Below are 25,584 nucleotides of genomic sequence, written 5' to 3' on the forward strand. Positions count from 1 at the left end.
AGCCCCAGCCGCCGCCTCGCGCAAGCATTGGCCACAGTGCGGGCCTGCGGCCTTTGGTTGCGGCGCCACAGCAAGCCTTGACAACGGCGCCCCGGCAATGGACCAACCGTTCAAGCGAAAGGAAGCCGACATGTCCGAGCCACACGTACCGCAAAAGAAAATCCTGCGCGCCCTTGCGGGCGAAACCCTGCCCACGCCGCCGATCTGGATGATGCGTCAGGCGGGCCGCTATCTGCCCGAATACCGCGCCACCCGCGCTCAGGCCGGTGACTTCCTGTCGCTGTGCTACAACAGCGAACTGGCCGCTGAGGTGACCCTGCAGCCGATCCGCCGCTATGGCTTTGACGCGGCGATCCTGTTTGCCGACATCCTGCTGTTGCCGCAGGCCCTAGGCGCGGATCTGTGGTTCGTGACTGGTGAGGGTCCGCGTCTGTCTACCACCACCACCGCCGATCAACTGGCCGCGCTGAAGGGCAAGGACGACATTCATGAGGTGCTGAATCCGGTGTATGACACCGTATCAATCCTCAGCCGCGAATTGCCGCGTGAGACCACTTTGATCGGTTTCGCCGGCGCACCCTGGACTGTGGCCACCTATATGATCGCCGGTCGCGGCACCAAGGATCAGGGCCCTGCCCATGCACTGAAAGATGAAAACCGCGCTGTGTTCGAGGGCCTTCTGGACCTGCTGACCGAAGGCACCATCGAATATCTGTCCAAACAGATTGAGGCTGGTGCCGAAGTGGTGAAGCTGTTCGACAGCTGGGCCGGTTCACTGAAAGGCGCGGACTTCCAGAAATACGCGCTGGAGCCTGCAAAACGCATCATTGCCGCCATCAAGGAACGCCACCCCGGTGTGCCCGTGATTGCCTTCCCGCGCGAAGCGGGCGACGGCTACATCGGCTTTGCCAAGGCCACCGGCGCAGATTGTGTTGCCGTCGACAACTCGGTCTCGGCCGAATGGGTTGCGGAACATGTGCAGGTGGATGGCTGTGTGCAGGGCAACCTGGCCTCGCGCCATATGGTGACCGGCGGGCAGGACCTGATCGATGACACCCGCCGCATCGTGAAGGCGCTTGGCAACGGGCCGCATATCTTCAACTTGGGCCATGGCATCACACCGGATGCCGATCCTGAGAATGTGCAACTGATGATCGATACCGTGCGCAACGGGTAACGCCCGCACATTGGCAAAGGTTTAGGGGCGCTTTGGGCGCCCCTTTTAGTTAGGCAATCCAGCGCAGCAACAGGCCCGCCAGATAAAGACCCAAACCAAAGCTGAGGTGACCAACGAGGCTGCGTGCCCGCGCTGCCCAGGGGTGCGGTAGGTTTGCGGCGGCAATTCCAAACCCAAAGGCGGGCTGCATCACACATAGCGGCATCACCACCGTCACAGCCCCAAAGGCCAAGGCCGCAAGCGGTTCAGGCAGCGCCAACCAGCTAAAGCCGGTGAATGTGAGAAACGCGATCCCAAACACCACCCCCACGCCATAATGTGCGACCTGACCCAGTGCCGCCTCACCGCGTATCTGCGCCGCCTGACCAATATTGTCATGCAGGAACGTGCCCCGCGTCATGTGGCCCAGCCAACGGCCCAACATCGCATAATTGCGACGCGGCAGCCCCAACAGCCGGGCCTCTGCCCATTCCCAGCCATCCATTGTGATGGTCGCCACGGTCCCGAGCGCCGCACCATATCCCCAAAGCTCTTCCATCTGTTCTGCCTCTTGCAAAATGATCAACTGGCGGCGATCCTGCCAACTCAAGCCGACTTGAGGTCAAGTGACGAAACCCAATTCCCGTGAGGCGCAATGACACAGGCAAAGACCCTCCTTGAGACCTCGGCCCTGGCGCGGCAATCGGGGCTGCCGGCCTCCACCCTGCGCTATTATGAGGAACGGGGATTGATCCATTCGGTCGGGCGGCACGGGTTGCAGCGGCTGTTTCCTGCCTCAACAGCTGATCAGCGCAGGCCGTGCGGCGGGATTCAGTCTGGATGACTTGCAACAAATGTTTGGCCCTGGCGATGCGCCAAAGATTGACCGGCAAGCCTTACGCGATCAGGCGCAGGTGCTGGATCAGCAGATTCGCCGATTGACGGCCCTGCGCGATGGGCTGACCCACGCCGCAAGCTGCCGCGAAGAGGACCCGATGCAATGTGGCAAGTTTCGTCGCCTGCTCAAACTGGCAAGCGACAGGTTCTCAGCGCGTTAACCTTCATCCCCGTCACCGCGCTGGCGCCGCAACAGCGTCGACACCCGGAACGAAATCGCCGAGGAGGCACGCGACCGGTTGCGCAGAACAGGCGTGTTTTCCGACCGGCCGCCCCGCGATTCGCGGAACAGGATGTAAAGGCCCGAGGCAATGATGATCCCTGCCCCCAGCACCGTTGCACCATCCAGATGTTCATCAAAGAACATGTAGCCAAAGAAAGTGGCCCAAAGGATCTGCGAATATTGCATCGGCGCCACGATCGCCGCCTCTGAGGCGCGATAGGCAAAGACCAGCAACAGGCCCGCGGTGAAGCCGAGGAGCGCGATCGCGCCAACGCCGGCCAGATCCGGCAGCGGCATCGGCTGATAGGTGAAGATCATCAGGCTGCCCATCACCACAAAGTTCGACACCATCGGATAGATCATCATCACAACCGAACGCTCTTCGCGCCCAACCTTGCGCACGATGATCGAGGCGACCGAGCCAAGGCAAGCACTGGACAGCGCCGCTGCGTGCCCAAGCCCCAACTCGGTTTGGCCGGGACGCAGCACAACGATCACGCCGATCAGGCCGACCAGCACCGCAAACCAACGGTGGATCCCAACCTTTTCCCCCAGAATCGGGATCGACAAGACAGTGATCAGCAGCGGCATCGCAAAAAGGATCGCATAGACCTGCGCCAGCGGCAGCACCGTGAAGGCATAGAAGACACAGATGGCATTCAATGTGGAACACAGGGTGCGCAGCGCCGTCCACCAGGGATGAATCGGGCGCAGGTTGCCCTCCGTCTTGTCCTGCATCAGCATCAAGGTGACCAGCGGGAAGGAAAACAGCGTCGCGAAGAACACCACCTGAAACGGCGAATAGGCGCCGCCCAGATATTTGATCACAGCATCATGGGTCGCAAAAATGCCAAAGGCCAGCAGGCCGTAGAATGCGCCGGTCACGTTCATCGATAGGTCCCTCAGGTCTGCCGGGATGGATTTGGGGTGTTTGCGCTAGCACAATACAGAAACGCCCGCGCCTGCAAGGATTAACTGAAGCGCGGGGTCGGATTGCCCCCGTAGCGACCGCGTAAAAGTAGCAGTCAGCAGACACAAAAAAGCCCGCCTGAGAGGCGGGCTTTTTATGGCGGACCGAGGAGGATTCGAACCCCCGACCCCTTGATTCGTAGTCAAGTACTCTATCCAGCTGAGCTATCGGTCCGTGTGTGGCGGCTTTTAAGCTGTGGCGCTGGGGGGCGCAACCGGAAAACGACAGAAAAATGAAATTCTTCGAAACTTTCTTTGAAAGCGTTTGAAAATCAGTGCGTTACCGCTTCACCATTGTCGAACTCCGGCTCAATCGCCAGTTCCAGATCCCCCTTGGGCAGGTCGATTTCAAACACCGTCCCCGACTCACCGGTCTTCTTAAGGCGCAGCTGGCCGCCATGACCGCGGATCAGCTCCTGCGCGATGGCCAGACCAAGGCCCGTGCCGCCTTTACTCACGCCGCCCTGGAAGGGACGGAACAGGTTATCCAGCGCTTTTTTCGGCAAACCCGGCCCTGTGTCGCTGACCAGAATCACCCAATGATCCTCATGTTCTTGGGCTGCGACACTGATCTCCCCGCCTTCGCCGGACTGCATCACCGCCTGGCGCGCGTTGCGCACCAGATTGGCCAGCACCCGGTAGATCTGTTCGCTGTCCGCGCGGATCTGCAGGGTCGAGGGGATGTCTTCGGCAAAGCTGAGGTCATGTTCACCAGCGGACAGGCGTTCGCTGTCAATCACATCGCTGACCAGATCGGCCAGAACCACCCGTTCCAATCGCGGCGCCGGCTCTTCTGCCTTGCCAAAGGCCAGGGTTGCCTCACACAGGTGCACCGCGCGGGTGATGGAGTTCACCAGTTTCGGCGCCATGCGTTTCACACCGGGATCCTGTGACATCTCAATCCGGTCGGTAAACAGCTGGGCGGAGGTCAGCATGTTGCGCAGGTCATGGCTGACCTTGGCCACGGCACCGCCCAACTGCGCCAGACGTTCCTTCTGTTTCAGGGACCCTGTCAGCTGTACCTGCATGGTTTCCAGCGCCTCTTCGGCTTCGCGCAGCTCACGCAGGCCAGATTCGGGTTTGATGATGCGGCGGGCATCTTCGGGATCGCGGGCATAGGCCTGCATGTGGCGCACCACACCTTTGATCGGCCGCACAAGGAGGGCCTGCACCGCAAGGAACAGCAAGAACGCCGTCACAGCCGAAATCACCGCCGAAAGGATCAGGATCCGCAGGCCGTAATCGATCATGGCATCGCGCAATTCACTGGTTTCCATCGTGACCTCAATCAGCAGCCCGGCCTCCCGCACCGGGTTGCCGATCACCCGGATCACCTTGGGATCAGGATCAAACAGCCGCGCCATTGCATCACGGATCAACTGAAAAGCGGTTGCGCCGCGCAAATCGAAACTGTCTGAGATCTGCTGCGGCATCGGGGCTGACAGAATCAACTGACGCGCCTCATCGCGGCGCAGTACAACGTTGAAGACCTCCGCGTTGCGCAGCAGCTCCTCCTCCAGATCAGGGGAGATCATGTCATCCGCCAGCAACGCGAGCGAGGCGATCTGCGCCCGTTCCAGGCGCGACAGCAGATAATCTTCGCGGAAACGCGCGATCGACGGCACGAAAATCAGGATCTCTGCCAGCATCACAAAAATGATGGTCAGGATCAGAAACCGGCCGGACAGCGAATTCAGCATGGGCGCTCCGTTCAGGGGCTTGGGGTCATAGCAGGTAGCGCTGCACCAGCCGCACGACCTTTTTCACACGAAGGTTATCAAACAGTTTCGGTGAGAAATAGGCACCCGCAGCCCGCTTGTTAACCTCTGCAATCGTCGGATAGGGCGCAATCATTGCACTTATCCCCGACATTTTCACTTTGTTCACAATGGCAAGAGACCAGGTCGCGATCAACTCCCCTGCCTGATGGCCCACAATAGAGGCGCCGACCGGCCGGCCTTTGACCACCATCACCTTGATCAACCCGGTGGTCCGCCGCGTCGCTATAGCGCGGTCATTGTGGGCGTATTCAAAGCGCGCCACCTCCAGCTTGTCGCCATGGATCTGACGCGCCTGTTCTTCGGTCGGACCTACCTGTGCAATCTCGGGATCGGTGTAGGTGGCCCAGGGGATGTGGGCGGTCATCTCTTTCGCGGGCAACCCAAAGAGCGCCTGACGGATGATCAGCCCGGCGTGGTAGCCGGCCACATGGGTGAACTGCATGCCCCCCGCTACATCCCCAATGGCAAAAACCTTGCGATCTGAGGTGCGCAGGCTCTCGTCCACGGTGATGCCCTTGCCGGTGTGGGCAATGCCGCCTTTGTTCAGATCCAGAGCGTCGATATTGGGTTTGCGCCCCACCGCCATCAACAGGTGTGTGCCCTGCACCCGGCCCTTGGGGGTTTCCACAGCGATATTGCCCGCCTGCCCCACAATTTCCTGCGCCGGTGCGTCTTCCAGAATCTCCACCCCTTCGGCGCGCAGGTTTTCCAGCGCAATGGCGGCCAGTTCGGGATCGTCTTTGCCAAGCGCCTGCATCGCCTCGATGACGGTGACTTTGCAGCCCAGCCGGACATGGGCCTGCGCCATTTCCATACCGATGGGGCCACCGCCAATGATGATCAGATGCGCGGGCTTTTCGCGCAGTTCAAACAGCGTTTCATTGGTGTAGAACGGCACATCCTGCAGGCCCTTGATCGGTGGCACCAGGGGGGATGATCCTGTGGCAATCACAATGCGGCGCGCGGTGATGATATCCTCACCCGCCTGCACCTTGCGCGGCGCGATGAACCGGCCGAACTCACGGATCACCCGCACGCCGAACCCTTCGAACCGTTCCTGACTGTCAACCGGGGCGATCTGGTCGATCACCTGCATCACGTGGTCTTTGGCGGCGGCATAGTCGACCTCAGGCGCGACCGGGGTGATTCCCATTGCCGCCCCTGCCCCCATCGCATGGGCCGCATGGCCCGCGGCAAGCAACGCCTTGGAGGGGACACAGCCGTAGTTCAGACAGTCACCGCCCATCTTGTGGCCTTCCAGCAGGGTCACATCGGCCCCCATCTGCGAGGCCCCCGCCGCAACAGACAAGCCACCAGAGCCGGCCCCGATGACCAGCAGATCCGTCTTAATCTCAGCCATGATCAGAGCCCTTTCTGGCCGCGCAGGGCCTTGATGACGATCGGCAGTGCGGCCAACGCACAAAGCCCAAGGATAGGCAGCAGAATGGCCGGTTCAAAGATCACCGCCAAGTCCGGTGTTTCACCGCGCGCAAACACTTCGCCCAATCCGGCCCCAACCGAGGTAAAGACCAAGCCACCTGGAATGATGCCCAAAAAGGTTGAGATCATGAAGCGGTTGAGCGGCACGCCAACAAGTGCAGGCACCAGATTGGCCACAAAGAAGGGCACCGCCGGCACCAGCCGGATCAGAAACAGCATCGACCATTGGTTTTCATCAATGCCCTCTTTGATCTTCTTCACGGCGCCATGGCCCGCATCCATCTTAGCCGCCAGCCGTTCGCCCAGCCCCCAGCGCGCAGCCAGGAAAATGGCCGAAGCCCCCAGCGTTGCCGCGGTGACGTTGAACAGCGCCCCGGGGAAGACACCAAACAGGAACCCGCCGGTCAAAGTGGCGATCAGCGCCCCGGGCAGCGAAAAGGCAACGATCCCCACATAAAGCGCGATGAACACCACAGCGCTCAGCAGATAGTTGGCATCGCGGAACTCGATGAGCATCTGCCGATTCGACGCCAAGGCCTCAAAACTGAAGACATCTCGAAGATAGATCCCGCCCAGCACCGCCGCTGTCGCGATCACTGCCATAGGCAGGTAACGCATCAGCCCGGATTTGCTGTCTGCCTTAGCCGGCGCTGCCGCCGAGCGAGGTTGAGGAGGGAGGGAATCGTTTGTCATCACCATAGGCACCACATGTCTTGTTCCCCCGTAAGATGAAGATCTGGGGGCTTTTTTGACAGATCTCTCACAGCCGCCTCACGCTGGCTTGATCTCAGGTGACGCTCTAAGGCAGAAAACAGGGCGATTTTCCGGGCTTTGTAACACAAACCCCGATCCCACGCCCAAAGTTGCAGCATTTTTGTTGCAAAACCCTATTTGGGCATTTGACTATTGCCGAAATCCGCCCTAAGGACGGGCCTCGGATTATATATCGGGCCGTAGCGATTCCGCTTGTCTGGCCCTTAGACAAGATGGAGACGGAGCGATGAAACGCACCTACCAGCCCTCGAACCTGGTTCGCAAACGCCGCCACGGCTTCCGTGCGCGCATGGCCACCAAAGCAGGCCGTAAGATTCTGAATGCACGTCGCGCACGTGGCCGCAAGTCGCTGAGCGCATAAGCTCAGCCACTTATCGGACAGATGACACCGCCGGAGGCCCCCATGACAGGCGCAATAGCCGACATGGGGAATAGCCCCCCGGCGGTTTCTGTTTGTGTGACGGTTCTGAAGAACCGGTCAGATTTCCTGCGCGCGGCCAAGGCGCGGCGGCAAGGCACGGGCGGCATGATGGTGCAGGCCCGCAAACGACAGACCGATGAACCCGCAACAGGGATTCGCGTCGGCTTCACCTGTTCCAAAAAGGTTGGCAATGCCGTTGCCCGCAACCGCGCCAAACGGCGGATGCGTGAGGCCGCGCGCCTGGTGCTGCCTCACCACGGCCTGCCCGGATATGACTATGTGCTGATCGGTCGCGCCGATGCTACCGCCGCGCGCCCCTTTGAACAGCTGCAGGGTGACCTTATCTATGCGTTGAAACGGCTGCATCAGCCGCCCCGCCCCCGCAAGGAGGGTGACAAGGGCCGCAAAGCGCCACACCGCAAGGATCCCAAGGACAAGACCTAAGCAGATGAGCCCGCTTGCCCATATCGCTGCCCTGCCCGTTCGGTTTTACCGGCTAGTGTTCAGCCCCTGGGTCGGCTTCAACTGCCGCTATCAGCCAACCTGTTCCGCCTATGCGCTGGAAGCTCTGGAAAAACACGGGGCGATCAAAGGCTCCTGGCTAACCCTGCGCCGTATTGGCCGCTGCCACCCCTGGGGCGGTGACGGCTATGATCCCGTGCCCGGTGCTGAAGGCCGCAGCGGATCCTGCGGATGCCACAGCGCACCGCAGAACGACAAAACCTCCAAAGACACGGGCGAGTGACCGTAAAACCACACAACCCCGCCCTTGGCTGGGGGTAAGGTTTTCCGGGCTTTGGAAATGGCACCGACTACGGTATCCCCACCGCAGGTCCAACAATCAGCAAGGAGGGCGACCATGAATATCTCTGTTTCAAACGCACTCTTCGGCTGGACCTGCTATGGCAATGTGGCGCTGTTTCGCCGCCAAAAGCTGGCTCTGATCTAAGACCCCGCTTCGCCATTCCTGATCCTTTGCCGGATCTCTCACCTTCGAAATCTATCGCCTGAGCTTCGCCCCAGCCCCTGTGCTGGTCCGCTGCTTTACTTCGATTTTGACCCACACATCCACTTAACTAAGGGACCGGTCACCACCGACCGGTAAGACATATGACCCGTTTGGAAACCACAGCGGCCGGACTGCGGCCGAATCTTATCCTAGAAGAACTGATCGCCCGCCACGGGCTGATCGCGGTGCTGCGCGCGCTGTTCAGCGCCAACCTGCGCCACCGGCGTCGCCGCCATGACGAAGCAGCGCTGTCGGATCACCTGCGTCGTGACATGGGCTTGCCGACACTTGCCCCCCCACCGAGACGTATGCGGTAACGCAGCGGGCGCTGAGACACCTCCCGCTGGGAGTGCCTCAGCGCCCGCCCCCACCGCGCAATTTCTGTGTTGGCAAATTATTTCGCAAATAGAGGCATAAAGGTCTTGAGCTAAAGTGCACTTCAGCTTTTATCACCCGTGGCAGATGACACTGACCAAGGAGAAAGCTCATGTCACTTGCCCTGCCTCACCGCCCCATTGCACGCGAACGTTCGCGTGCCCGGCTGACCGCCGCCATCACCCAGCTGATTGAACGTCATGGCCGCTGGCGTGTTCTTCGCGCAATCCTGCTGGTACCCGATCTGCGGCGGGTGGACCGCCTGCGTCCGGGGGACCTTTCGGATCATCTGCGCCGTGACATGGGGCTTGCCCCCGATGCGCGCGACCATCCTACGCTGTTGCGCTGAGCCTGCCATGAACCTCAACCAAGTGACCCTGCCGGTGATCGATTTCGACACCTCCGTCACCTTTTATCAACGCCTCGGGCTGACGCTGATCGTTTCTGCCCGTGGCGAATACGCTCGGTTCGAACTCCCCGAAGGCCACGCAACCCTATCGCTGCATCTGTCTGAAACCGCGCCGCAGAATGGCCCCGCGCTTTATTTCGAGGTGGCCGATCTGGACGCGCGCTATCAGGAGCTACTGGCAAGAGGCATTGCGTTTGAGCATCCGCCAATGGATCAGCCCTGGCTCTGGCGGGAAGCATGGCTTGTGGATCCTTCGGGCCATCGCCTCTGCCTTTATCACGCAGGCAAAAACCGACGCTTCCCACCATGGCGCCTCACCGGATAGACCGGTCACTTAAGCCGATCAGCGTTTTTCAAAGAAGATGATCACCTCACCCAATGTAACGCCAAACCGGCTCATGTAGGCGCGGTTCAGCAGACGCCCATCCTCGAGGAGCCACATCCAATCATCAAAATCGACCCGCAGCGTGTCCCCCTCAGGCAGCGGCAGATCGATCTGGTAACGCCAGTTGAACGTATCGCCCCGCTCCTCCCCGGTTGCGACGCCCTGTACGCCCGCTGCCATGCCCTGCCAGCTGTATGGCCCGGTTTTGACAAGTGACCAGATCCGCTCTTCCTTGCTGCCATCGGCATAGGTGAAATCCTCAACCAGGGTCAGGACCTCACCATCCCAAGTGCCATCAATCACCACCTCAAAGCGCCGCCGCACCGTGCCAAAACGATCATTGAACTGACCGTAGGCAACCGTCCGACCATCAAAATACTCTTCAAGATTCAGCACCTTATCGCTGAGCTTTGGATCCTCAAGGCTGGGTTTTCCGCAGGCACTTAAGCCAAGACCCAGCACCAGACCCAAGGCAAGTAGGGCAAATGCACGCATGAACTTCTCCTCTTTCCCTTGATACGCACCGGCGCCGCATTCGGATGACCGCGTGGGGTCCATTCGGTCAGAAACCGCGTTTTTTCCTTGGCAAAACGCCCGCCACCGGCTAGGGGCGCGGCATGCTTGATACTGATCTGGACGATATCCACCCGCTCTTTGCCGGCGCCCCTTCGACGACCGAGTTCAAAAAGCTGCGCAAACGCATCGTGCGTCAAACGCGTGAGGCGATTGAGCAATACGGCATGATAGAACGCGGCAGCCGCTGGCTGGTCTGCCTGTCGGGCGGCAAGGACAGTTACACGCTGCTGGCGGTGCTTTATGAGCTGAAATGGCGCGGCCTGCTGCCAGTGGAACTGCTGGCCTGCAATCTGGATCAGGGTCAACCTGGATTTCCCTCAACCGTGCTGCCCAAGTTCCTTGAAGACATGGGCGTGCCGCATCGGGTGGAATATCAGGACACCTATAGTGTGGTGAAAGAGAAGGTTCCCGCCGGCCGCACCTATTGCGCGCTCTGTTCGCGCCTGCGTCGCGGCAACCTCTATCGCATTGCCCGCGAAGAGGGCTGTTCAGCCGTGGTGCTGGGCCATCACCGCGATGACATTCTGGAAACTTTCTTCATGAACCTGTTCCATGGCGGCCGTCTGGCCACTATGCCGCCCAAACTGGTCAACGAAGAAGGCGATCTGTTTGTCTACCGCCCGCTGGCCCATGTGGCCGAAGCGGATTGTGAGAAGTTCGCCAAGTCGCTGAACTATCCGATCATCCCCTGTGATCTGTGCGGGTCGCAAGATGGTCTGCAGCGCCAGCAGGTGAAACAAATTCTGGATCAATGGGAAAAGAACAGCCCCGGCCGCCGTCAGGTGATGTTCCGTGCCCTAACCAATGTGCGGCCCAGCCATATGCTGGACCCGAAACTGTTCGATTTTGCAGGGCTCGCGCTGGGAACTGCTAAAATTGATCAGATTTCTGAGGATATTCCCAAGCTGCGTTAACCTGCCCTTGATCATTTCGCCTTCAAGCTGTCACCACTGACAACAAGAGGGCAAGATGATGCGGCTGTTTTCCCCCGCGATGGTCCAGTTGCGGCAAGCGCTGCGTGCGCTGGTGGCTGGTCCGCAGGCTTTGGCCTTCCTCCCAGCCTTGGTGCTGGCTGCGTTTTGGATCGGTGGTGAGGGCTGGCTGGTGGCCGTTGCACTGGGGCTACCAGCCGTAATGGCTCTCAATGGCGGGCTGCCGCTGAACATCGGTACGACGCCAGACAAACGGCAGGCTCTGGGGTTGGAGGAGACGCTCGACCAGAATCTGCTGCAGTGTGACCGCCGCAAGCAGCGCTGCGGCCTCTACCTGCTGTCGATCGATTCCTTTCATCAGTTGAACACCCATCACGGCCTGTCCGCCGCCGAACGGATTGAGGCCTGGGTTGGCGATCGCCTCAGCCAGACCCTGCGCCCCGGTGACCGGCTGCTGCCGCAGGGGGACGGGCGGTTTGCCATTGTGCTGGCCCCCGTTGCAAAGCTGGACCTAGAAAGCGCCATCCAACTGGCCCGCCGGCTGCAGACCGCGGTGGAGGAACCCGTCGCGCTGGATGGGGCCACGCTGTACCTCAGCTGCTGCATCGGCTTTGTGCTGGATCGTCAACTGACGATGCCCTACGGCCCCCCGATGATTGAGGCCGCGCAGGCCGCGTTGGATGAGGCGATGCACAATGCCCCCGCCGCCATCCGGGCCTACGCCCCCGGGATGACCAGCCGCACCCACCGTCATGCTGATCAGGTGAATGAGCTGATCGAAGCCTTGGAAAACGGTGCAATCCACCCATGGTTCCAGCCGCAGATCTCCACCGACACCGGCGCCCTCAGCGGGATGGAGGCTTTGGCGCGCTGGAAACAGGGCACCCACACGGTGCCGCCGTCGGATTTCCTGCCACTGATGGAAGAAAACGGTCTGATGGAGCGGTTGGGCGATGTGATGCTGACCCGCAGCCTGATGGCGCTGGCCTCCTGGGATGAGGCCGGATTGACCGTGCCTTGCGTTGGGGTCAATTTTTCCACCGCAGAACTGCGCAATCCCAAACTTGTCGACAAGGTCGTGTGGACGCTGGATCGCTTTAACCTGCAGCCGGAACGCCTGGCGGTGGAGATATTGGAAAGCGTCGTCGCCTCCTCGCCGGATGATGTGGTGGTGCAGAACGTGGCCCGGCTGTCCAATCTGGGCTGCGCCATTGATCTGGATGATTTTGGCACCGGCAATGCCTCCATCACCGCCTTGCGCCGGTTTGACGTCAACCGGATCAAGATCGACCGATCCTTCGTCACCAACCTTGACCGCGACCCCAGCCAACAACGCATGGTGGCCGCAATCCTGTCGATGGCTGAACAGCTGGATCTGGACAGCCTGGCCGAGGGGGTGGAGACCCCCGGCGAACATTCAATGCTGGCGCAACTGGGTTGCCGGCATGTGCAGGGCTTTGGTCTGGCCCGTCCGATGCCGGCGGCCAAGGCGCAGGAATGGCTGCGCAACTACGAACGTCAGGACAAGCCTATGCCCAGCCTGACCCCCAAGATTGACCGCCAGATCGGCCGCAACACCGGCTGAGCCCAGCAAAACAGCGCGTATCACACGCCGAAAGGGGGAATCCGCTTGACCTTTGGGGCCGCACTCTGTTGAACCAGCGGCTAAGAATTCCAAGGACAGGCACGCACTCCCGATGGACGATCAGAATAAAAACCTTCTTTTGGCAACTGGCCTCAGCTTTGCCGTCATCCTGGTTTGGTTCCTTATGTTCCCCCCGCCGGAACAAACCGCAACCGACCCGAACGCGACCGAAGTGACTGCAGAGGTCACAGCACCCGTTGCCGATCCGGCCGTTGCGGACACTGGCACCGTCGCCAATGCCGCGGTCACCGAAGACGCCGCGCGTCTGATGATCGACACCCCGCGCGTCAGCGGCTCTATCTCGCTGATGGGTGGCCGTGTGGATGAGCTGTCGCTGAAAGACTACCGCGAAACGCAGGACGAAGATTCCGACATCGTCACCATGCTGTCGCCGCTGAACTCAGCAAACCCCTATTACACGCTGTTCGGCTGGGCCCCGGGCCAAGGCCTGAGCATCGATCAGGTGCCGGGTGCCAACACCATCTGGTCGGTCACCGGCAATCAGACGCTGACCCCGGACGCCCCGATCACCCTGACCTGGGACAATGGTTCCGGCCTGACCTTCCGTCGTGAGATGTCGATTGATGAGAACTACATGTTCTCCATCAGCCAGAGCGTCGAAAACACCGGTGGCGCCACCGTATCGCTGGCGCCTTACGGCGTGATCGCCCGCCATGGGGAGCCGGCAGACCTGAAGAACTTCTTCATTCTGCACGAAGGCCTGATCGCCATGACCGACGGTGAACTGTCGGAAGTGGATTACGACGACGTTGCGGATCTGGGCTATGACGCCAGCCAGGGCGCCCGCGCCGAGGTGACCCAGGTTTCGGAAACCGGCTGGACCGGCTTCACCGATCACTACTGGATGTCGACCCTGATCCCCGAAGGCCCGTTCAAATCGGTGCGCAAATATGTGGATCAGCTGGACGTTTACCAGACCGAAGCGGTGCAGCCGACCCAGACGCTGGCCCCCGGAGAAACCATCACCGCGGACACCCGTCTGTTTGCGGGCGCTAAGGAATGGGAAGCGATCCGCACCTATGAGAACGACGAAAACGTGCCCGGGTTCCTCGATTCGATTGACTGGGGCTGGTTCTTCTTCTTCACCAAACCGATCTTCTGGCTGCTGCACACGCTGAACGCCATGATCGGCAACATGGGCTGGGCCATCATCGGTCTGACCGTAGTGATCAAGATCCTCGTCTTCCCGCTGGCCTATAAATCCTACGCTTCGATGGCGAAGATGAAGGAACTGCAGCCGCAGATGGAAGAGCTGAAAAAGGCGGCCGGCGACGACCGTCAGAAGATGCAGCAGGGTATGATGGAGCTTTACAAGAAGGAAAAGGTGAACCCCGCCGCGGGCTGTCTGCCGATCCTGATCCAGATCCCGATCTTCTTCTCGCTCTACAAGGTGATCTTCGTTACGCTGGAACTGCGCCACGCGCCTTGGGCCGGCTGGATCACTGACCTGTCGGCACCGGATCCCAGCTCGATCCTGAACCTCTTTGGCCTCTTGGCCTTCACCCCGCCGGAACCCGGTTCGCTGCTGGCGATCATCTCGCTTGGTGTGCTGCCGATCCTTCTGGGTGTGTCGATGTGGCTGCAGCAGAAGCTGAACCCGGCACCCACCGATCCGACCCAGCAGATGATCTTTGCCTGGATGCCATGGGTCTTCATGTTCATGCTGGGCGGCTTTGCCTCGGGTCTGGTGCTGTACTGGATCACCAACAACATGATCACCTTTACGCAGCAGTATCTGATCATGCGCTCGCACGGGTATAAGCCGGACGTCTTCGGCAACATCAAGTCGAGCTTCAAACGCAAGGAGAAGGCAAAAGAATGAGCGCAACAGTCGCGAATCTTTGGCGGCACCCGATCAAAGGCATCGGGGCCGAGCCTCTCTCCAAGGTCCGTCTCTCACGAGGCGGGCCTGTTCCGTTGGACCGGGCCTATGCGGTGCTGACCGGCACGGCTGAAGACACCGGCACATGGCAGAAATGCCGCAACTTTGCCCGGGGCTGTTTCGGGCCCGAGCTGATGGCAGTGACCGCCCGCACCGAAGGCGATCAGATCACCCTGAGCCATCCGAAGCTGGACGACCTGACGGTGAACCCCGATCAGGACGGTGCCAAAGTGGTGGACTGGATCACCCCGATCTACCCTGAGGCCCGCCCGGCCCCGCATACGCTGATCAAGGCCCCTGCGGGGGGCATGGCGGATGCGGATTTTTCGGCCGTGGCGATCCTGTCAAACAGCTCGCTTGCGGATCTGGGGCAAACCCTGGGCGCTGAGCTGGATCAGCGCCGTTTCCGCGGCAACCTGTGGCTTGATGGCCTTGCCCCCTGGGCCGAGTTGGATCTGGTCGGCCGTGAGCTGCAGATCGGTGCGGTGCGCCTGAAGGTCATCGACCGGATTGAGCGCTGCCGCGCAACTGAAACCAACCCTGAAACCGGCGCGCGCGATCAGAATACGCTGAAAGCGATCCGCGACACCCAGGGTCACACTGATTTCGGCATCCGCGCCGAAGTCCTGAATGACGGTGAGATCGCCCTTGGCGACCACCTAGAGGTACTGTGATGCAACTCCCTTTCCCGCTGGCCGAAGAGCCGGATCAAGCCACACGCGAAAAAGGTCGCCTGCTGTTTGCTGGCGAAACCGACTTCGTCAAAGGTGTGGTCGCCATGGATGGCCTGCCCCCTGCGGACCGGATTGAGGTCTGCTTTGCCGGCCGTTCCAACGTGGGCAAATCCAGCCTGATCAACGCGCTGACGGGGCGCAAAGGTCTGGCGCGTGCCTCCAACACGCCGGGCCGTACGCAGGAGATCAACTTCTTCACCGCAGGTGAAGAGCACTATCTGGTCGACCTGCCCGGCTATGGCTTTGCCAATGCCCCGCTGGCCGTGGTCGAGAAATGGCAGCGCCTGCTGAAACGCTACCTGTCAGGCCGGCAGAACCTGCGCCGGGCCTTTGTGCTGGTGGATCATCGTCACGGGGTCAAACCGGTCGACGAAGAGATCATGAGCCTGTTGGACAGCTCAGCCGTGACGTTTCAATGCGTGCTGACCAAAGAGGACAAAGTGAAGGCCAAGGACCGCGAGCGGATCCTCGATCAGGTGCGTGAAAAACTGTCGAAACACCCCGCCGCCTTTCCTGAGCTGATCGTGACCTCCTCAGAAAAGGGTGACGGCATCGAAACCCTGCGCAGCACCATCGCGACGCTGGTTTAAGCAATAAGGACGGCGGCCCTAGACGTGCTGGCCGCCGTTCACCTCAATCTCAGTCCCTGAGATGTAAGAAGACGCCTCGGTGCAGAGGAAGTAGATGGTGTTTGCCACCTCTTCGGTCTGCCCCAGACGGCGCAGCGGAATATCCTCAATCAGTTTTTCCGTGCCCGGGCTCAGGATTGCGGTTTCAATCTCACCCGGCGCAATTGCATTGACCCGAACCCCCATTGGCCCGAAATCATGCGCCATTTCGCGGGTCAGCGCCGTCAGCGCCGCCTTGGACGTGGCATAGGCCGCCCCGGCAAAGGGGTGCACCCGGTAGCCCGCGATGGAGGTCACATTGACCACCGCGCCTTTGGCTGCGGCCAGTTCTTCCCGCAGGCCCCGCGCCAGCACGACGGAGGAGAAGAAATTCACATGGAACACCTGCCCCCAAGTCATCAGATCGGTGTCGATGGTGTTCAACCGGCCGCCGTCTGGCCCTTTGGGTGAGATTCCGGCGTTGTTGACCAGCGCGTCCAGCTTGCCGTCCAGCCGATCGCGGATCTCTTCCACTTTGTTGATGGTATCCGTCGGGTCCGACAGATCGATCTGAACGTGGTTTTCCTCACCGCCGCCCCAGGGGCATTCCGCAGGAAACGGCGCCCGGGAACAGGTGATCACCCGCCAGCCTGCCTTGTTGAACCGGCGCACCGTGGCATGGCCAATCCCGCGACTGGCCCCCGTCAGCAGCAGGGTCTTGCGTCTGTCACTGCTTTTTCCACTCATCCGGGCCACTCCTTGTTCTGTCCCATATGCGCGCGCGCCGACAGTAGCAGCCTTGCCCGGGGGCGCAACCGCTTGAACGGTCTTGGCAGCGCGCGGCGAAGCCGCTAACACGAGGGGGTTTATAAAAAAGATACCAGATCACAATGAAGAAGCAGAACATGAACCGCGATTGGATTGCCACGGCCCGGACCTTGTCCGAGGCGCTTCCTTATCTGCAGCGCTTCACCGGCGCTGTGGTTGTCGTGAAATTTGGCGGCAACGCCATGGGCAATGATGAGGCAATGGCCGAGTTTGCCCGTGACATGGTTCTGATGCGACAAGTCGGCGTGAACCCGGTGGTGGTCCACGGTGGCGGCCCGATGATCAATGAGATGCTGGGCAAGCTGAACATCGAAAGCGACTGGGTACGCGGCAAGCGGGTCACCGACAAGGCCACGGTTGAAGTGGTGGAGATGGTGCTGGCCGGCATGGTCAACAAGCGGATTGTGCAGGCGATCAACCACGAAGGGGGTCGCGGCATCGGGATTTCCGGCAAGGATGACGGGCTGATGATCTGTGACGCTGATGATCCGGAACTGGGATTTGTCGGCCGCCCGAGCGAGATGAACGTGCAGGTGGTGCGCGATCTGTGTGACGCCGGCATGATCCCGGTGATTGCCCCTATCGGTGCAGGCCGGGAAGGCAATGAAACCTATAACGTCAACGGTGACACGGCCGCAGGCGCCATCGCCGGAGCGCTAAAGGCCGATCGCCTGCTGCTGCTGACCGATGTGGCCGGTGTCAAAGGCGCCGATGGTGAGGTGGTGACACAGCTCAGCACCCAACAGGTGCGCGACATGATCGCCGATGGCACGATTGCGGGCGGCATGATCCCGAAAACTGAAACCGCGCTGAAGGCGGTGGAGGATGGCGTGCGCGCCGTGGTCATTCAGGATGGCCGTGTCGCCAATGCCTGCCTGCTGGAGCTGTTCACAGAACACGGCGCCGGATCGATGATCCGCAATGATGACCCGGAGGACGGGTGAGCCGTTGGGATGAGATAGAAGATGCCGCCTCCGGGCGGCATTTGTCTGTTATGGGGGCGCTGCACCCCGAGGATTTGGATGGCCTAAAGACCGTGGTCATGCTGGGCCCGCAGGAGCCCGGTTTCTGGGCCATGTTCACCGAAACACCCGAGCATCGTGACGGCGCAGCCGACCCGATGGACCGCTGGTCAGAACGGGTGATCGGTGATCTGGCGCGCGAGCTGAGGGCGACTGCGCTATTCCCCTTTGGCGGGCCGCCGTTTCAACCCTTCATCCGCTGGGCCACGGAAACCGGGCGCGCCTGGTCCTCGCCGGTTGGGCTGTTGGTGCATGATCAGGCCGGGCTACTGGTGTCTTACCGCGGCGCATTGGGCTTTGCCGACCGGCTGGATATCCCCGCACGCCCAAACCAACCCTGCGACCTCTGCGCCTTGCAACCCTGCCTGACCGCCTGCCCGATCGGCGCGCTGGGGCCACAGGGCTATGATGTGGCCGCCTGCAAAACCCACCTCAACAGCCCCGAAGGTGCCGCGTGTATGCAGGGCTGTCTGGTGCGGCGATCTTGTCCCACCAGCCAGTCCTATGGCAGGCTGCCCCAACACAGCCATTTCCATATGAAAGCCTTTCGATGAGCCTGAAATTGATCCTGATGCGCCACGCCAAATCCGATTGGAACGACCCGTTGCAATCCGATCATGAGCGGGGGTTGAACCCACGCGGTCAGGCCGCGGCCATGGCCTTGGGCGACTGGCTGCGCGGGAATGGGCACCTGCCGGATCTGATGCTGTCCTCTGACGCGACGCGCACGCGGGAAACATGGGCGGGTCTGGCGCTGGAGGCCGAGGAGAGGTTTCTGCGCGGGCTATATCTGGCGCCGTCGATAGCAATGCTGGAGGTGCTGAAACAGGCTGGTGATGCGGCAACCGTATTGATGCTAGGCCACAATCCCGGGATCGCAGATTTTGCTGACACACTGGCCGCCGCCCACCCGGGGGATGCGGATTTTGACCGCTATCCCACCTGCGCCACAACCGTCTATCAATTTGAGGCTGACAGCTGGTCAGAGGTTGGCCCGGGGATGGGCCAAATCCTCGATTTCATAATCCCACGCCGATTGACCTGATCGCTTAGGCGCGCGCGGGGGTCGGCTGCTTGGGGCGCCCCCCCAAATTGCCAGCCCAGACAGATCCCAGCACAATCAACGCGCCAAGGCTTTGCAACGGGCTCAGCCCCTGCCCCAGCACCAGCCAGCCCAGCATCACGGCGCTCAGCGGGCTGAGAAAGCCCAGACCGGTAATCGCTTCCGGGCCCAAACGGGCAATGCCGCGGAACCACAGGTAATAGGTCAGCGCCGCGCCGATCAGCCCCAGCCAGACAAGGCCGGCCAAAGACTTGGCATCCGGCGCCGGGAAGGCAGGTTCAAAGATCAGCGCCAATGGCACCAGCAGCAGCCCCCCTGCGGTCAACTGCCAGGCGGTGAAGGTCAGCGGCGGCACTGGCGGTTGCCACTTGCGGGTCAGCACCACACCCAGCGCCATCGATCCAGCGCCCCCCAGCGCGGCCAGCACGCCCAGGCTGTTCAGCCGGGCATCCGGCCCAAGGATCAGGAGCGCAACCCCAAGGATCCCGGTCAGCGCAGCGGTCAGGGACAACGGCGACAGCGCAGCCCCCAGCAACCGATGCGCCAGCAGCAACACGATCAACGGCTGGATCGCACCAAGGGTTGCGGCCACCCCGCCCGGCAATTGATAGGCCGCCACAAACAAGGCTGCCCAGAACAGGGTGAAGTTCAGCGCCCCCAGAATGAACAGGCGGCCCAGCCAGGCCACGGGCGGCAGCTGGCGCACCAGCACCAAGAGCAACAGCCCCGCAGGCAATGCCCGCAGCGCCGCAACCGTCAGCGGGTAACCATCCGGCAGCAATTCGGTGGTGACAATGTAGCTGCTGCCCCAGATCGCAGGGGCCAGAGCGGTGAGCATCAAATCAGTTTTACGGGTCATCGGATCATTCCTATCCATTTATCTTGACGTCAAGATATTTGTATTTAGCTTGACGTCAAGATAGTTTGCTGAAAATCTGCTAAACATGGATAACGTCGACAGAATTTTGGCGCAATGGGCCGCCGAACGCCCTGACCTGCAGCTGCTGCCCATGGCGCTTATCGGCCGCAACAAGCGACTCGCCCAGGCTTTGGGGCATGGGATGGAGATCGTGTTCAAGGCACATGGGCTCAACTCAGCCAGCTTTGATGTGCTGGCCACTTTGCGGCGGTCCGGTGCGCCCTACGCGCTGACCCCGTCGGAACTGATAGACTGGACGATGGTCACCTCAGGCACGATGACCAACCGGCTGGACCGGTTGGAAGCACAGGGCCTGATCGAACGGGTGAAATCCGCGACCGACGCGCGCAGCGTGACCGTGCAGCTGACCGATGCCGGGTTTCAGCTGATTGAGGGCTGCGTCAGCGAACATGTCGCCAATCAGCACCGTCTGACAGCAGGGCTAAACGCAAACGAGCAGGCGGAGCTGTCGCGACTGCTAGGCAAATTACTGGCAGGTGTGGAACAAGCTCAGAGCTTGGACTGAAAGCTCATCTGCAGACCACCGGGCAGCGTCAGGAAATAAATCCGCTCACCATGGGCCTCCATCGGGCCCTGCGGCTCCAGCCCGTTCTGACGGGCCTCTGCTGCCATCATATCTGCATCATCAACAACAAGCTGCAGCATGGTGCCCGCCGGCATTTCCTCACTGGCGTGCCAGAACTCGGCCCAGCTTTTCTCGTCATCTGTTGGGAAAATCGTGCCCGGAAACCCCTCCGCCTCGGGGAAGTGTTTCGGGGAAAGGCCAAGGCCCCGCAGGGCCTTGGCAATGCCCTCGGCCTCAGCTTCTGGTGCCACATGGGCGAAGCGGAGGCCGAGCAAAGCCATTTTAGTGCCCCAGGATCTGGCTGAGGAACAGTTTGGTCCGGTCGCTCTTCGGGTTGTTGAAGAACTCTTCCGGCTCGTTCTGTTCCACGATCTGGCCCTGGTCCATGAAGATCACGCGGTTGGCCACCTGACGGGCAAAGCCCATCTCGTGGGTCACGCAGAGCATGGTCATGCCCTCTTCGGCCAGTTCGATCATGGTGTCGAGCACCTCTTTGATCATCTCTGGGTCAAGCGCCGAGGTGGGTTCGTCAAACAGCATGATGCGCGGCTTCATGCAGAGCGAGCGGGCAATCGCCACACGCTGCTGCTGACCACCGGACAGCTGGCCCGGGTACTTGTTGGCCTGATCCGGGATCTTCACCTTCTCAAGGAAGTACATCGCCGTCTCAATCGCCTCTTTACGGGGCGTCTTGCGCACCCAGATCGGGGCGAGGGTCAGGTTTTCCAGAATGGTCAGGTGCGGGAACAGGTTGAAGTGCTGGAAGCACATACCAACTTCGGACCGGATCTTATCGATGTTTTTCAGATCCGAGGTCAGCTCAGTCCCATCAACGATGATCCGCCCCGCCTGGTGTTCTTCCAGACGGTTGATGCAGCGGATCAGGGTCGATTTACCGGAGCCCGAGGGGCCAGCGATAACGATACGCTCGCCCTGGTTTACGGTCAGGTTGATGTCGCGCAGAACGTGGAACGCACCGTACCACTTGTTCATGTTCGAGATTTCAATCGCAACCTCATCCGAGACTTGCATCTTGGAGCGGTCGATATCGCGGTCTACAGCAAGATCAGACATATCATGATCTCCTTAGTGATGGTCAGTTCTGAGCTTGCGCTCAAGATACATGGAGTAGCGGGACATGGAGAAACAGAAGATGAAGAACAGCACAGCAATGAAGCCGTAGAGTTCCCAGACAATCCCGTTCCAGTTGGAGTCCGCGCGGATGGCGTTGGTCAAGTTCAGCGGGTCAAACAGGCCGATCACCGACACCAGCGTGGTGTCTTTGAAAACGCCGATGAAGGTCGACACGATCCCAGGGATCGAGATCTTCAGCGCCTGCGGCATGATGATCAGGCGCTGTGCCTGCCAGTAGTTCAGACCAAGCGAGTCGGCCCCTTCGTACTGGCCTTTCGGCAAAGCGGCCAAACCACCCCGGATCACCTCGGCCATATAGGCCGATGCAAACAGGGTCACCATGATGAACACGCGCATGATGATGTCAAAATCCGTGCCCGGAGGCATGAAGATGTTCAGCAGCGTCGATGCGACGAACAACAGGGTGATCAGCGGTACACCACGGATGAACTCGATGAAGCCAACGCAGAGCGACTTGACGATCATCAGATCCGACTGACGGCCAAGCGCCAGAACGATCCCGATCGGCAGCGACAGGCCAATGGCCACAACACCGATGGTGATCGACAGCATGAAGCCACCAAACTTACGGCTTTCAACCGGCTCCAGGCCCAGCGGGATGATATCCGCCAGCAGCCCCGCAACAGGGGATGCAAGGAAGAGCCACCAGAGGATTGCAGCGACGACCGATCCAATCACAGCTGCCAGGCTGCCAGCGACCCCATCGATGACACGATAGGCGGCATAGCCCACACCGAAACCGGCGGCGACGGCGATGGGCGACCAGATCGACCCGCCCCACAGCAGGAACGGCAGCAGGAAGGGATAGGCCATGCTGAGGTAGATCAGCTTGCCCGGAACCTTGTCTGCAAACAGAACCGGTGCCAGTGCCACGATCAACAGAACAAAGGCCAGAACCGGACGCCAGCGCAGATCGGCTGTGCCTTCTTCCGAACCGTTCGGGTAGAAGCCGAACATCAGCTGCTCCCAGCGTTCCGAGATCACGCCCCAGCAGGCGCCTGCCAGGTGGCCTTCACGGCCCATGTTGTGCAGGATTTCACGGCACTCATTCAGCGAACCTGCTGCCCAAGTGGGCACCATCGCCCAGGAGAGCAGACCATAGAGGGTGTAGAAGATGAACACCCCGGAGATCACTGTCAGGATCGAGTTCCAGACGCCCGAGAACAGGTTCTCACGCATCCAGCCGACAACCCCAACCGAGCTTGCTGGCGGATCTTGTTCCGGCAGCATCTCAGTGCGAACAAAAGATACGTCGCTCATATTACCGCTCCACCAGTTTGACGCTGTTGTTGTACCAGTTCATGACCATCGAGATCAGCAGGCTGATTGCCAGGTAGATGCTCATGCCCATCAGAACGGTTTCAAGCTCACGGCCGGTCTGGTTCAGCGTCACGCCCATCAGCGTGCCGGTGAGGTCCATGTAGCCCACCGCAATTGCCAGCGAAGAGTTCTTGGTCAGGTTCAGGTAGTTCGAAATCAGCGGCGGGATGATGACCCGCAGCGCCTGCGGCAGGATCACCAGGCTCATCGTCCGGTTGGGACGCAGACCCAGGGCCGACGCGGCTTCGGTCTGACCCTTGGAGATCGCAAGGATACCTGCACGCACGATTTCAGCGATAAAGGCTGCCGTATAAAGCGACAGAGCCAACCACAGCGCAATCAACGAGTTACGCATGTGAATGCCACCTTTGAAGTTGAAGCCTTTCAGCTCCGGGTAGCCAAGGTGGAAGCCCAGTGCGATCAGCACAGCGCCGGTCGGGATCACAACAGCGCCCAGGCTCAGGTACCAGGTGGTCGGACGATCACCGGTGCTTTCCTGAATGGCATCTGCGCGGGTTTTGATCTTGCGGCGGATGAACAGGCCGATGAACAGCGCTGCCAGAACCGCAATCAGATCCAGCGAGATGTCAAACCGCAGGCTGTGTTCGCCAAACAGGTGGATGTTGCCAAGGCTGTTGGAAAACAGCGGCTCGGGCACATACACACCACGGTTGGTGATGGCCACACTGTCTGCCAGATTCATGGTCGCTTCGGGGGTTTCGCCCCGGAACGCCCGCGGTGCCGGCAACGTTTCGATCAGGATCGCCATGATGAACACGATCCACAACAGCAGCGGCACGTTGCGGAACATTTCAACATAGATCGTCATCAAACGCGAGATGAGCCAGTTTTTGGAAAGGCGCAAAACGCCGATAATCACACCCAGGATGGTGGCCGTGATACAGCCCATTACCGCCACCAGCAGCGTGTTAAGGATGCCAACAAAGGCAGCACGCAAGTGGGTGGCCTGGGAATCATATTCGATAAGACGTTGGTTGATATCATAGCCTGCCGGTTCGCTGAGGAAACGGAAGCTAGGTTCTTTGCCAAGCGCCTGAAGGTTTTGAGCGGTGTTGGAAATCAGCCAGCCGATCAGAACCATGAAGCCGATCATCGCGATGACCTGGATGGTCAACGAGCGATACCGGGTGTCGTAAATCAGCATAGATAGCCGAAACGACTCCTTCGGAGGGTCGGTGAGTGTTGTCATTTGGGATGTCCCCGTCTGTCGACCTTGTTGTTTTCACTGGCCTTTTTTGCGGCCTATTGGTCGAACTTTTACCTGTCAGTTAGTCAAAGGGCGCGGCCTTGGCCGCGCCCTTCATTACCAGATGTCCTTAACGGAACGGCGGCGAGTACAGCAGACCGCCGTCTTTGTAGGAAGCGTTCAGACCGCGCGACAGGGCGATCGGGGTTGCTTCACCGATGTTCTTCTCGAACAGCTCACCGTAGTTACCACCGGCGGCGATTGCTTTCACGGCCCAGTCAGCTTCCAGACCCAGCATTTCGCCCAGAGTACCCTCGGTGCCCAGCAGACGGTTGGTTTCCGGAACGTCGGTGCCAGCTGCCAGCTCAGCGATGTTGGCCGAGGTCACGCCCAGCTCTTCAGCCGAGATCAGCGCGTTCAGGGTCCAGCGTACAACGTCACCCCACTCGTGGTCGCCGTGACGGACCAGCGGGCCCAGCGGCTCTTTCGAGATGATTTCGGGCAGAACAACGTGGTCACCAGGAGCTTCGAAGGTGGCGCGGGTAGCGGCCAGGCCCGAAGCGTCGGTGGTGTATACGTCACATGCGCCAGCCAGGTACTGCTGCTGTGCTTCTGCGTTGGTTTCGATCGGAACCGGCTCGTAGCTGATGTTGTTCGCGCGGAAGAAGTCCGCCAGGTTCAGCTCGGTAGTGGTACCAGTCTGGATACAAACGGTGGCGCCGTCCAGTTCCTTGGCCGAGGATACACCCAGCTCTTTCGGAACCATGAAGCCCTGACCGTCGTAGTAGTTCACGCCAACGAATTCGAACTTCAGGTCGACGTCGCGCGAGAAGGTCCAGGTGGTGTTACGCGCCAGCATGTCGATCTCGCCGGAGGCCAGAGCGGTGAAGCGGGTTTTACCGGTGGTGGGAACGAATTCAACTGCCTGAGCGTCGCCCAGTACAGCTGCTGCAACGGCGCGGCATACGCCAACGTCGAAGCCATCCCAGTTGCCGTTTGCGTCAGGCGCTGCGAAACCAACCAGACCAGTGGTCACGCCGCAGTTCAGCTTGCCGCGTGCTTTCACGTCGTCGAGGGTCCCGGCTGCTGCGGCACCGGCTGCCAGGCCAGCAACGGTCAGCGCGCCAAGAAATACGGATTTTTTCATGTTTACCTCTTCCTGATTATCCGCCCTGTTGATGGACGGTTATGCTTCGGCCCCGGTTCGGGCCGAGGGCGATAAAGCCGGGGGCAGCCCCGGCAATGTC

31 protein-coding genes and 1 tRNA gene are annotated in these 25,584 nt (G+C 60.4%); 18 read left to right on the forward strand and 14 right to left on the reverse strand.

From position 1 onward, the window contains the following. The first annotated feature begins 130 nt into the window (after window positions 1-130). A complete protein-coding gene (gene hemE, locus TL5118_RS11250; protein ID WP_058245101.1) occupies window positions 131-1,177 on the forward strand; it encodes a uroporphyrinogen decarboxylase in 1,047 nt (348 codons plus the stop codon). A gap of 49 nt (window positions 1,178-1,226) precedes the next feature. Here the strand turns inward: hemE and TL5118_RS11255 are convergent, their stop codons facing one another. Then, complete coding sequence (locus TL5118_RS11255; protein WP_207383449.1) at window positions 1,227-1,742, reverse strand: DUF2938 family protein; 516 nt, start codon at window positions 1,740-1,742, stop codon at window positions 1,227-1,229. 69 nt (window positions 1,743-1,811) lie between these two features. Between TL5118_RS11255 and TL5118_RS21615 the strand changes: the two genes are divergently transcribed. Beyond that, window positions 1,812-2,000 (forward strand): MerR family DNA-binding transcriptional regulator, encoded by a 189-nt coding sequence (locus TL5118_RS21615; RefSeq protein ID WP_242601771.1) that lies wholly within the window; start codon window positions 1,812-1,814, stop codon window positions 1,998-2,000. Continuing rightward, the gene (locus TL5118_RS21620) at window positions 1,963-2,214 is read left to right on the forward strand and encodes a MerR family DNA-binding protein (RefSeq protein WP_370701674.1); all 252 of its coding nucleotides are present in this window, start codon (window positions 1,963-1,965) and stop codon (window positions 2,212-2,214) included. The genes TL5118_RS21615 and TL5118_RS21620 overlap by 38 nt, the downstream gene beginning before the upstream one ends. Here TL5118_RS21620 and TL5118_RS11265 read toward each other — a convergent pair. The 5 genes from TL5118_RS11265 to TL5118_RS11285 all read right to left on the reverse strand — a co-directional run bounded on the left by TL5118_RS11265 (window position 2,211) and on the right by TL5118_RS11285 (window position 7,084). Then, window positions 2,211-3,167, reverse strand: a complete 957-nt coding sequence (locus TL5118_RS11265) for a DMT family transporter (RefSeq protein ID WP_058245102.1) — start codon at window positions 3,165-3,167, stop codon at window positions 2,211-2,213. The two genes, TL5118_RS21620 and TL5118_RS11265, sit on opposite strands and share 4 nt — an antisense overlap. Window positions 3,168-3,343: 176 nt before the next feature. After that, window positions 3,344-3,420: transfer RNA gene (locus TL5118_RS11270), tRNA-Arg, on the reverse strand. Between the two features lie 97 nt (window positions 3,421-3,517). Next, on the reverse strand, window positions 3,518-4,945 hold the full coding sequence (locus TL5118_RS11275; protein WP_058245103.1) for a sensor histidine kinase: 1,428 nt from the start codon (window positions 4,943-4,945) through the stop codon (window positions 3,518-3,520). A gap of 25 nt (window positions 4,946-4,970) precedes the next feature. Beyond that, a complete protein-coding gene (locus TL5118_RS11280) occupies window positions 4,971-6,386 on the reverse strand; it encodes a dihydrolipoyl dehydrogenase family protein (protein ID WP_058245104.1) in 1,416 nt (471 codons plus the stop codon). A 2-nt stretch (window positions 6,387-6,388) separates the two neighbouring features. Beyond that, entirely contained in the window at window positions 6,389-7,084 is a 696-nt protein-coding gene (locus tag TL5118_RS11285; RefSeq protein WP_058245105.1) for a TVP38/TMEM64 family protein, read from the reverse strand. Window positions 7,085-7,466: 382 nt separating this feature from the next. On the opposite strand from TL5118_RS11285, the gene rpmH reads away from it, so the two are divergent. The 6 genes from rpmH to TL5118_RS11315 all read left to right on the forward strand — a co-directional run bounded on the left by rpmH (window position 7,467) and on the right by TL5118_RS11315 (window position 9,779). After that, window positions 7,467-7,601, forward strand: a complete 135-nt coding sequence (gene rpmH / locus TL5118_RS11290) for a 50S ribosomal protein L34 (RefSeq protein ID WP_005980833.1) — start codon at window positions 7,467-7,469, stop codon at window positions 7,599-7,601. A 21-nt stretch (window positions 7,602-7,622) separates the two neighbouring features. Continuing rightward, window positions 7,623-8,105, forward strand: a complete 483-nt coding sequence (rnpA, locus tag TL5118_RS11295) for a ribonuclease P protein component (RefSeq protein ID WP_082626424.1) — start codon at window positions 7,623-7,625, stop codon at window positions 8,103-8,105. 4 nt (window positions 8,106-8,109) lie between these two features. After that, complete coding sequence (gene yidD / locus TL5118_RS11300; RefSeq protein ID WP_058245107.1) at window positions 8,110-8,406, forward strand: membrane protein insertion efficiency factor YidD; 297 nt, start codon at window positions 8,110-8,112, stop codon at window positions 8,404-8,406. A gap of 365 nt (window positions 8,407-8,771) precedes the next feature. Beyond that, on the forward strand, window positions 8,772-8,987 hold the full coding sequence (locus tag TL5118_RS11305; RefSeq protein ID WP_058245108.1) for a hypothetical protein: 216 nt from the start codon (window positions 8,772-8,774) through the stop codon (window positions 8,985-8,987). 170 nt (window positions 8,988-9,157) lie between these two features. Then, window positions 9,158-9,394 carry a hypothetical protein gene (locus TL5118_RS11310; protein ID WP_058245109.1) on the forward strand — a complete coding sequence of 79 codons (237 nt, stop codon included), beginning with the start codon at window positions 9,158-9,160 and terminating at the stop codon, window positions 9,392-9,394. Between the two features lie 7 nt (window positions 9,395-9,401). Beyond that, window positions 9,402-9,779 carry a VOC family protein gene (locus TL5118_RS11315; protein WP_058245110.1) on the forward strand — a complete coding sequence of 126 codons (378 nt, stop codon included), beginning with the start codon at window positions 9,402-9,404 and terminating at the stop codon, window positions 9,777-9,779. Window positions 9,780-9,797: 18 nt separating this feature from the next. On the opposite strand, the gene TL5118_RS11320 is transcribed toward TL5118_RS11315, so the two are convergent. Further along, a complete protein-coding gene (locus TL5118_RS11320) occupies window positions 9,798-10,334 on the reverse strand; it encodes a DUF3833 domain-containing protein (protein ID WP_058245111.1) in 537 nt (178 codons plus the stop codon). A 122-nt stretch (window positions 10,335-10,456) separates the two neighbouring features. Here TL5118_RS11320 and ttcA point away from each other — a divergent pair, with 122 nt between their 5' ends. The 5 genes from ttcA (at window position 10,457) to yihA (ending at window position 16,219) form a co-directional block, all read left to right on the forward strand. Continuing rightward, window positions 10,457-11,329, forward strand: coding sequence for a tRNA 2-thiocytidine(32) synthetase TtcA (ttcA, locus tag TL5118_RS11325; RefSeq protein ID WP_058245112.1), 873 nt, complete (start codon window positions 10,457-10,459; stop codon window positions 11,327-11,329). A 55-nt stretch (window positions 11,330-11,384) separates the two neighbouring features. Beyond that, entirely contained in the window at window positions 11,385-12,932 is a 1,548-nt protein-coding gene (locus TL5118_RS11330; RefSeq protein ID WP_082626425.1) for a putative bifunctional diguanylate cyclase/phosphodiesterase, read from the forward strand. Between the two features lie 112 nt (window positions 12,933-13,044). Further along, the gene (yidC, locus tag TL5118_RS11335; protein WP_058245113.1) at window positions 13,045-14,835 is read left to right on the forward strand and encodes a membrane protein insertase YidC; all 1,791 of its coding nucleotides are present in this window, start codon (window positions 13,045-13,047) and stop codon (window positions 14,833-14,835) included. Further along, window positions 14,832-15,569, forward strand: coding sequence for an MOSC domain-containing protein (locus TL5118_RS11340; protein WP_058245114.1), 738 nt, complete (start codon window positions 14,832-14,834; stop codon window positions 15,567-15,569). Before yidC ends, TL5118_RS11340 begins: the two co-directional genes overlap by 4 nt. Beyond that, window positions 15,569-16,219, forward strand: coding sequence for a ribosome biogenesis GTP-binding protein YihA/YsxC (yihA, locus tag TL5118_RS11345; RefSeq protein WP_058245115.1), 651 nt, complete (start codon window positions 15,569-15,571; stop codon window positions 16,217-16,219). The genes TL5118_RS11340 and yihA overlap by 1 nt, the downstream gene beginning before the upstream one ends. Window positions 16,220-16,237: 18 nt before the next feature. Here yihA and TL5118_RS11350 read toward each other — a convergent pair whose 3' ends face one another. Next, window positions 16,238-16,984, reverse strand: coding sequence for an SDR family NAD(P)-dependent oxidoreductase (locus tag TL5118_RS11350; protein ID WP_058245116.1), 747 nt, complete (start codon window positions 16,982-16,984; stop codon window positions 16,238-16,240). Between the two features lie 143 nt (window positions 16,985-17,127). On the opposite strand from TL5118_RS11350, the gene argB reads away from it, so the two are divergent. The 3 genes from argB to TL5118_RS11365 are packed head-to-tail and all read left to right on the forward strand — an operon-like array spanning window position 17,128 to window position 19,132. After that, on the forward strand, window positions 17,128-18,009 hold the full coding sequence (gene argB, locus TL5118_RS11355; protein ID WP_058245117.1) for an acetylglutamate kinase: 882 nt from the start codon (window positions 17,128-17,130) through the stop codon (window positions 18,007-18,009). After that, window positions 18,006-18,641: a ferredoxin gene (locus TL5118_RS11360; RefSeq protein WP_306345436.1), complete on the forward strand. Its 636-nt coding sequence runs from the start codon at window positions 18,006-18,008 to the stop codon at window positions 18,639-18,641. The genes argB and TL5118_RS11360 overlap by 4 nt, the downstream gene beginning before the upstream one ends. Next, window positions 18,638-19,132 (forward strand): SixA phosphatase family protein, encoded by a 495-nt coding sequence (locus tag TL5118_RS11365; protein WP_058245119.1) that lies wholly within the window; start codon window positions 18,638-18,640, stop codon window positions 19,130-19,132. The genes TL5118_RS11360 and TL5118_RS11365 overlap by 4 nt, the downstream gene beginning before the upstream one ends. A 4-nt stretch (window positions 19,133-19,136) precedes the next feature. Here TL5118_RS11365 and TL5118_RS11370 read toward each other — a convergent pair whose 3' ends face one another. Further along, window positions 19,137-20,009: an EamA family transporter gene (locus TL5118_RS11370; RefSeq protein WP_058245120.1), complete on the reverse strand. Its 873-nt coding sequence runs from the start codon at window positions 20,007-20,009 to the stop codon at window positions 19,137-19,139. A gap of 85 nt (window positions 20,010-20,094) precedes the next feature. Between TL5118_RS11370 and TL5118_RS11375 the strand changes: the two genes are divergently transcribed. Next, window positions 20,095-20,595 carry a MarR family winged helix-turn-helix transcriptional regulator gene (locus tag TL5118_RS11375; RefSeq protein ID WP_058245121.1) on the forward strand — a complete coding sequence of 167 codons (501 nt, stop codon included), beginning with the start codon at window positions 20,095-20,097 and terminating at the stop codon, window positions 20,593-20,595. Here the strand turns inward: TL5118_RS11375 and TL5118_RS11380 are convergent. From TL5118_RS11380 to TL5118_RS11400, 5 genes are all read right to left on the reverse strand, one after another. After that, window positions 20,580-20,936 carry a VOC family protein gene (locus TL5118_RS11380; RefSeq protein ID WP_058245122.1) on the reverse strand — a complete coding sequence of 119 codons (357 nt, stop codon included), beginning with the start codon at window positions 20,934-20,936 and terminating at the stop codon, window positions 20,580-20,582. The two genes, TL5118_RS11375 and TL5118_RS11380, sit on opposite strands and share 16 nt — an antisense overlap. Before the next feature lies 1 nt (window position 20,937). Beyond that, the gene (locus tag TL5118_RS11385; RefSeq protein ID WP_058245123.1) at window positions 20,938-21,729 is read right to left on the reverse strand and encodes an amino acid ABC transporter ATP-binding protein; all 792 of its coding nucleotides are present in this window, start codon (window positions 21,727-21,729) and stop codon (window positions 20,938-20,940) included. A gap of 12 nt (window positions 21,730-21,741) precedes the next feature. Further along, window positions 21,742-23,070, reverse strand: a complete 1,329-nt coding sequence (locus tag TL5118_RS11390) for an amino acid ABC transporter permease (RefSeq protein ID WP_058245124.1) — start codon at window positions 23,068-23,070, stop codon at window positions 21,742-21,744. 1 nt (window position 23,071) lies between these two features. Next, complete coding sequence (locus TL5118_RS11395) at window positions 23,072-24,340, reverse strand: amino acid ABC transporter permease (protein ID WP_058245125.1); 1,269 nt, start codon at window positions 24,338-24,340, stop codon at window positions 23,072-23,074. A 127-nt stretch (window positions 24,341-24,467) separates the two neighbouring features. Continuing rightward, on the reverse strand, window positions 24,468-25,484 hold the full coding sequence (locus TL5118_RS11400) for an amino acid ABC transporter substrate-binding protein (RefSeq protein WP_058245126.1): 1,017 nt from the start codon (window positions 25,482-25,484) through the stop codon (window positions 24,468-24,470). Between the last annotated feature and the right edge of the window lie 100 nt (window positions 25,485-25,584).

This window comes from Thalassovita autumnalis (assembly GCF_001458255.1).
Taxonomy (GTDB): domain Bacteria; phylum Pseudomonadota; class Alphaproteobacteria; order Rhodobacterales; family Rhodobacteraceae; genus Thalassobius; species Thalassobius autumnalis.

Excerpts from the sequence above, each read along its gene's own strand:
- hemE (WP_058245101.1), top strand. The coding sequence starts at position 131 with ATGTCCGAGCCACACGTACCGCAAAAGAAAATCCTGCGCGCCCTTGCG.
- TL5118_RS21615 (WP_242601771.1), top strand. The coding sequence starts at position 1,812 with ATGACACAGGCAAAGACCCTCCTTGAGACCTCGGCCCTGGCGCGGCAA.
- TL5118_RS11265 (WP_058245102.1), bottom strand. The coding sequence starts at position 3,167 with ATGAACGTGACCGGCGCATTCTACGGCCTGCTGGCCTTTGGCATTTTT.
- TL5118_RS11275 (WP_058245103.1), bottom strand. The coding sequence starts at position 4,945 with ATGCTGAATTCGCTGTCCGGCCGGTTTCTGATCCTGACCATCATTTTT.
- TL5118_RS11280 (WP_058245104.1), bottom strand. The coding sequence starts at position 6,386 with ATGGCTGAGATTAAGACGGATCTGCTGGTCATCGGGGCCGGCTCTGGT.
- TL5118_RS11285 (WP_058245105.1), bottom strand. The coding sequence starts at position 7,084 with ATGCGTTACCTGCCTATGGCAGTGATCGCGACAGCGGCGGTGCTGGGC.
- rpmH (WP_005980833.1), top strand. The coding sequence starts at position 7,467 with ATGAAACGCACCTACCAGCCCTCGAACCTGGTTCGCAAACGCCGCCAC.
- rnpA (WP_082626424.1), top strand. The coding sequence starts at position 7,623 with ATGACACCGCCGGAGGCCCCCATGACAGGCGCAATAGCCGACATGGGG.
- yidD (WP_058245107.1), top strand. The coding sequence starts at position 8,110 with ATGAGCCCGCTTGCCCATATCGCTGCCCTGCCCGTTCGGTTTTACCGG.
- TL5118_RS11305 (WP_058245108.1), top strand. The coding sequence starts at position 8,772 with ATGACCCGTTTGGAAACCACAGCGGCCGGACTGCGGCCGAATCTTATC.
- TL5118_RS11310 (WP_058245109.1), top strand. The coding sequence starts at position 9,158 with ATGTCACTTGCCCTGCCTCACCGCCCCATTGCACGCGAACGTTCGCGT.
- TL5118_RS11315 (WP_058245110.1), top strand. The coding sequence starts at position 9,402 with ATGAACCTCAACCAAGTGACCCTGCCGGTGATCGATTTCGACACCTCC.
- TL5118_RS11320 (WP_058245111.1), bottom strand. The coding sequence starts at position 10,334 with ATGCGTGCATTTGCCCTACTTGCCTTGGGTCTGGTGCTGGGTCTTGGC.
- ttcA (WP_058245112.1), top strand. The coding sequence starts at position 10,457 with ATGCTTGATACTGATCTGGACGATATCCACCCGCTCTTTGCCGGCGCC.
- TL5118_RS11330 (WP_082626425.1), top strand. The coding sequence starts at position 11,385 with ATGATGCGGCTGTTTTCCCCCGCGATGGTCCAGTTGCGGCAAGCGCTG.
- yidC (WP_058245113.1), top strand. The coding sequence starts at position 13,045 with ATGGACGATCAGAATAAAAACCTTCTTTTGGCAACTGGCCTCAGCTTT.
- TL5118_RS11340 (WP_058245114.1), top strand. The coding sequence starts at position 14,832 with ATGAGCGCAACAGTCGCGAATCTTTGGCGGCACCCGATCAAAGGCATC.
- yihA (WP_058245115.1), top strand. The coding sequence starts at position 15,569 with ATGCAACTCCCTTTCCCGCTGGCCGAAGAGCCGGATCAAGCCACACGC.
- TL5118_RS11350 (WP_058245116.1), bottom strand. The coding sequence starts at position 16,984 with ATGAGTGGAAAAAGCAGTGACAGACGCAAGACCCTGCTGCTGACGGGG.
- argB (WP_058245117.1), top strand. The coding sequence starts at position 17,128 with ATGAAGAAGCAGAACATGAACCGCGATTGGATTGCCACGGCCCGGACC.
- TL5118_RS11365 (WP_058245119.1), top strand. The coding sequence starts at position 18,638 with ATGAGCCTGAAATTGATCCTGATGCGCCACGCCAAATCCGATTGGAAC.
- TL5118_RS11370 (WP_058245120.1), bottom strand. The coding sequence starts at position 20,009 with ATGACCCGTAAAACTGATTTGATGCTCACCGCTCTGGCCCCTGCGATC.
- TL5118_RS11375 (WP_058245121.1), top strand. The coding sequence starts at position 20,095 with ATGGATAACGTCGACAGAATTTTGGCGCAATGGGCCGCCGAACGCCCT.
- TL5118_RS11380 (WP_058245122.1), bottom strand. The coding sequence starts at position 20,936 with ATGGCTTTGCTCGGCCTCCGCTTCGCCCATGTGGCACCAGAAGCTGAG.
- TL5118_RS11385 (WP_058245123.1), bottom strand. The coding sequence starts at position 21,729 with ATGTCTGATCTTGCTGTAGACCGCGATATCGACCGCTCCAAGATGCAA.
- TL5118_RS11390 (WP_058245124.1), bottom strand. The coding sequence starts at position 23,070 with ATGAGCGACGTATCTTTTGTTCGCACTGAGATGCTGCCGGAACAAGAT.
- TL5118_RS11395 (WP_058245125.1), bottom strand. The coding sequence starts at position 24,340 with ATGACAACACTCACCGACCCTCCGAAGGAGTCGTTTCGGCTATCTATG.
- TL5118_RS11400 (WP_058245126.1), bottom strand. The coding sequence starts at position 25,484 with ATGAAAAAATCCGTATTTCTTGGCGCGCTGACCGTTGCTGGCCTGGCA.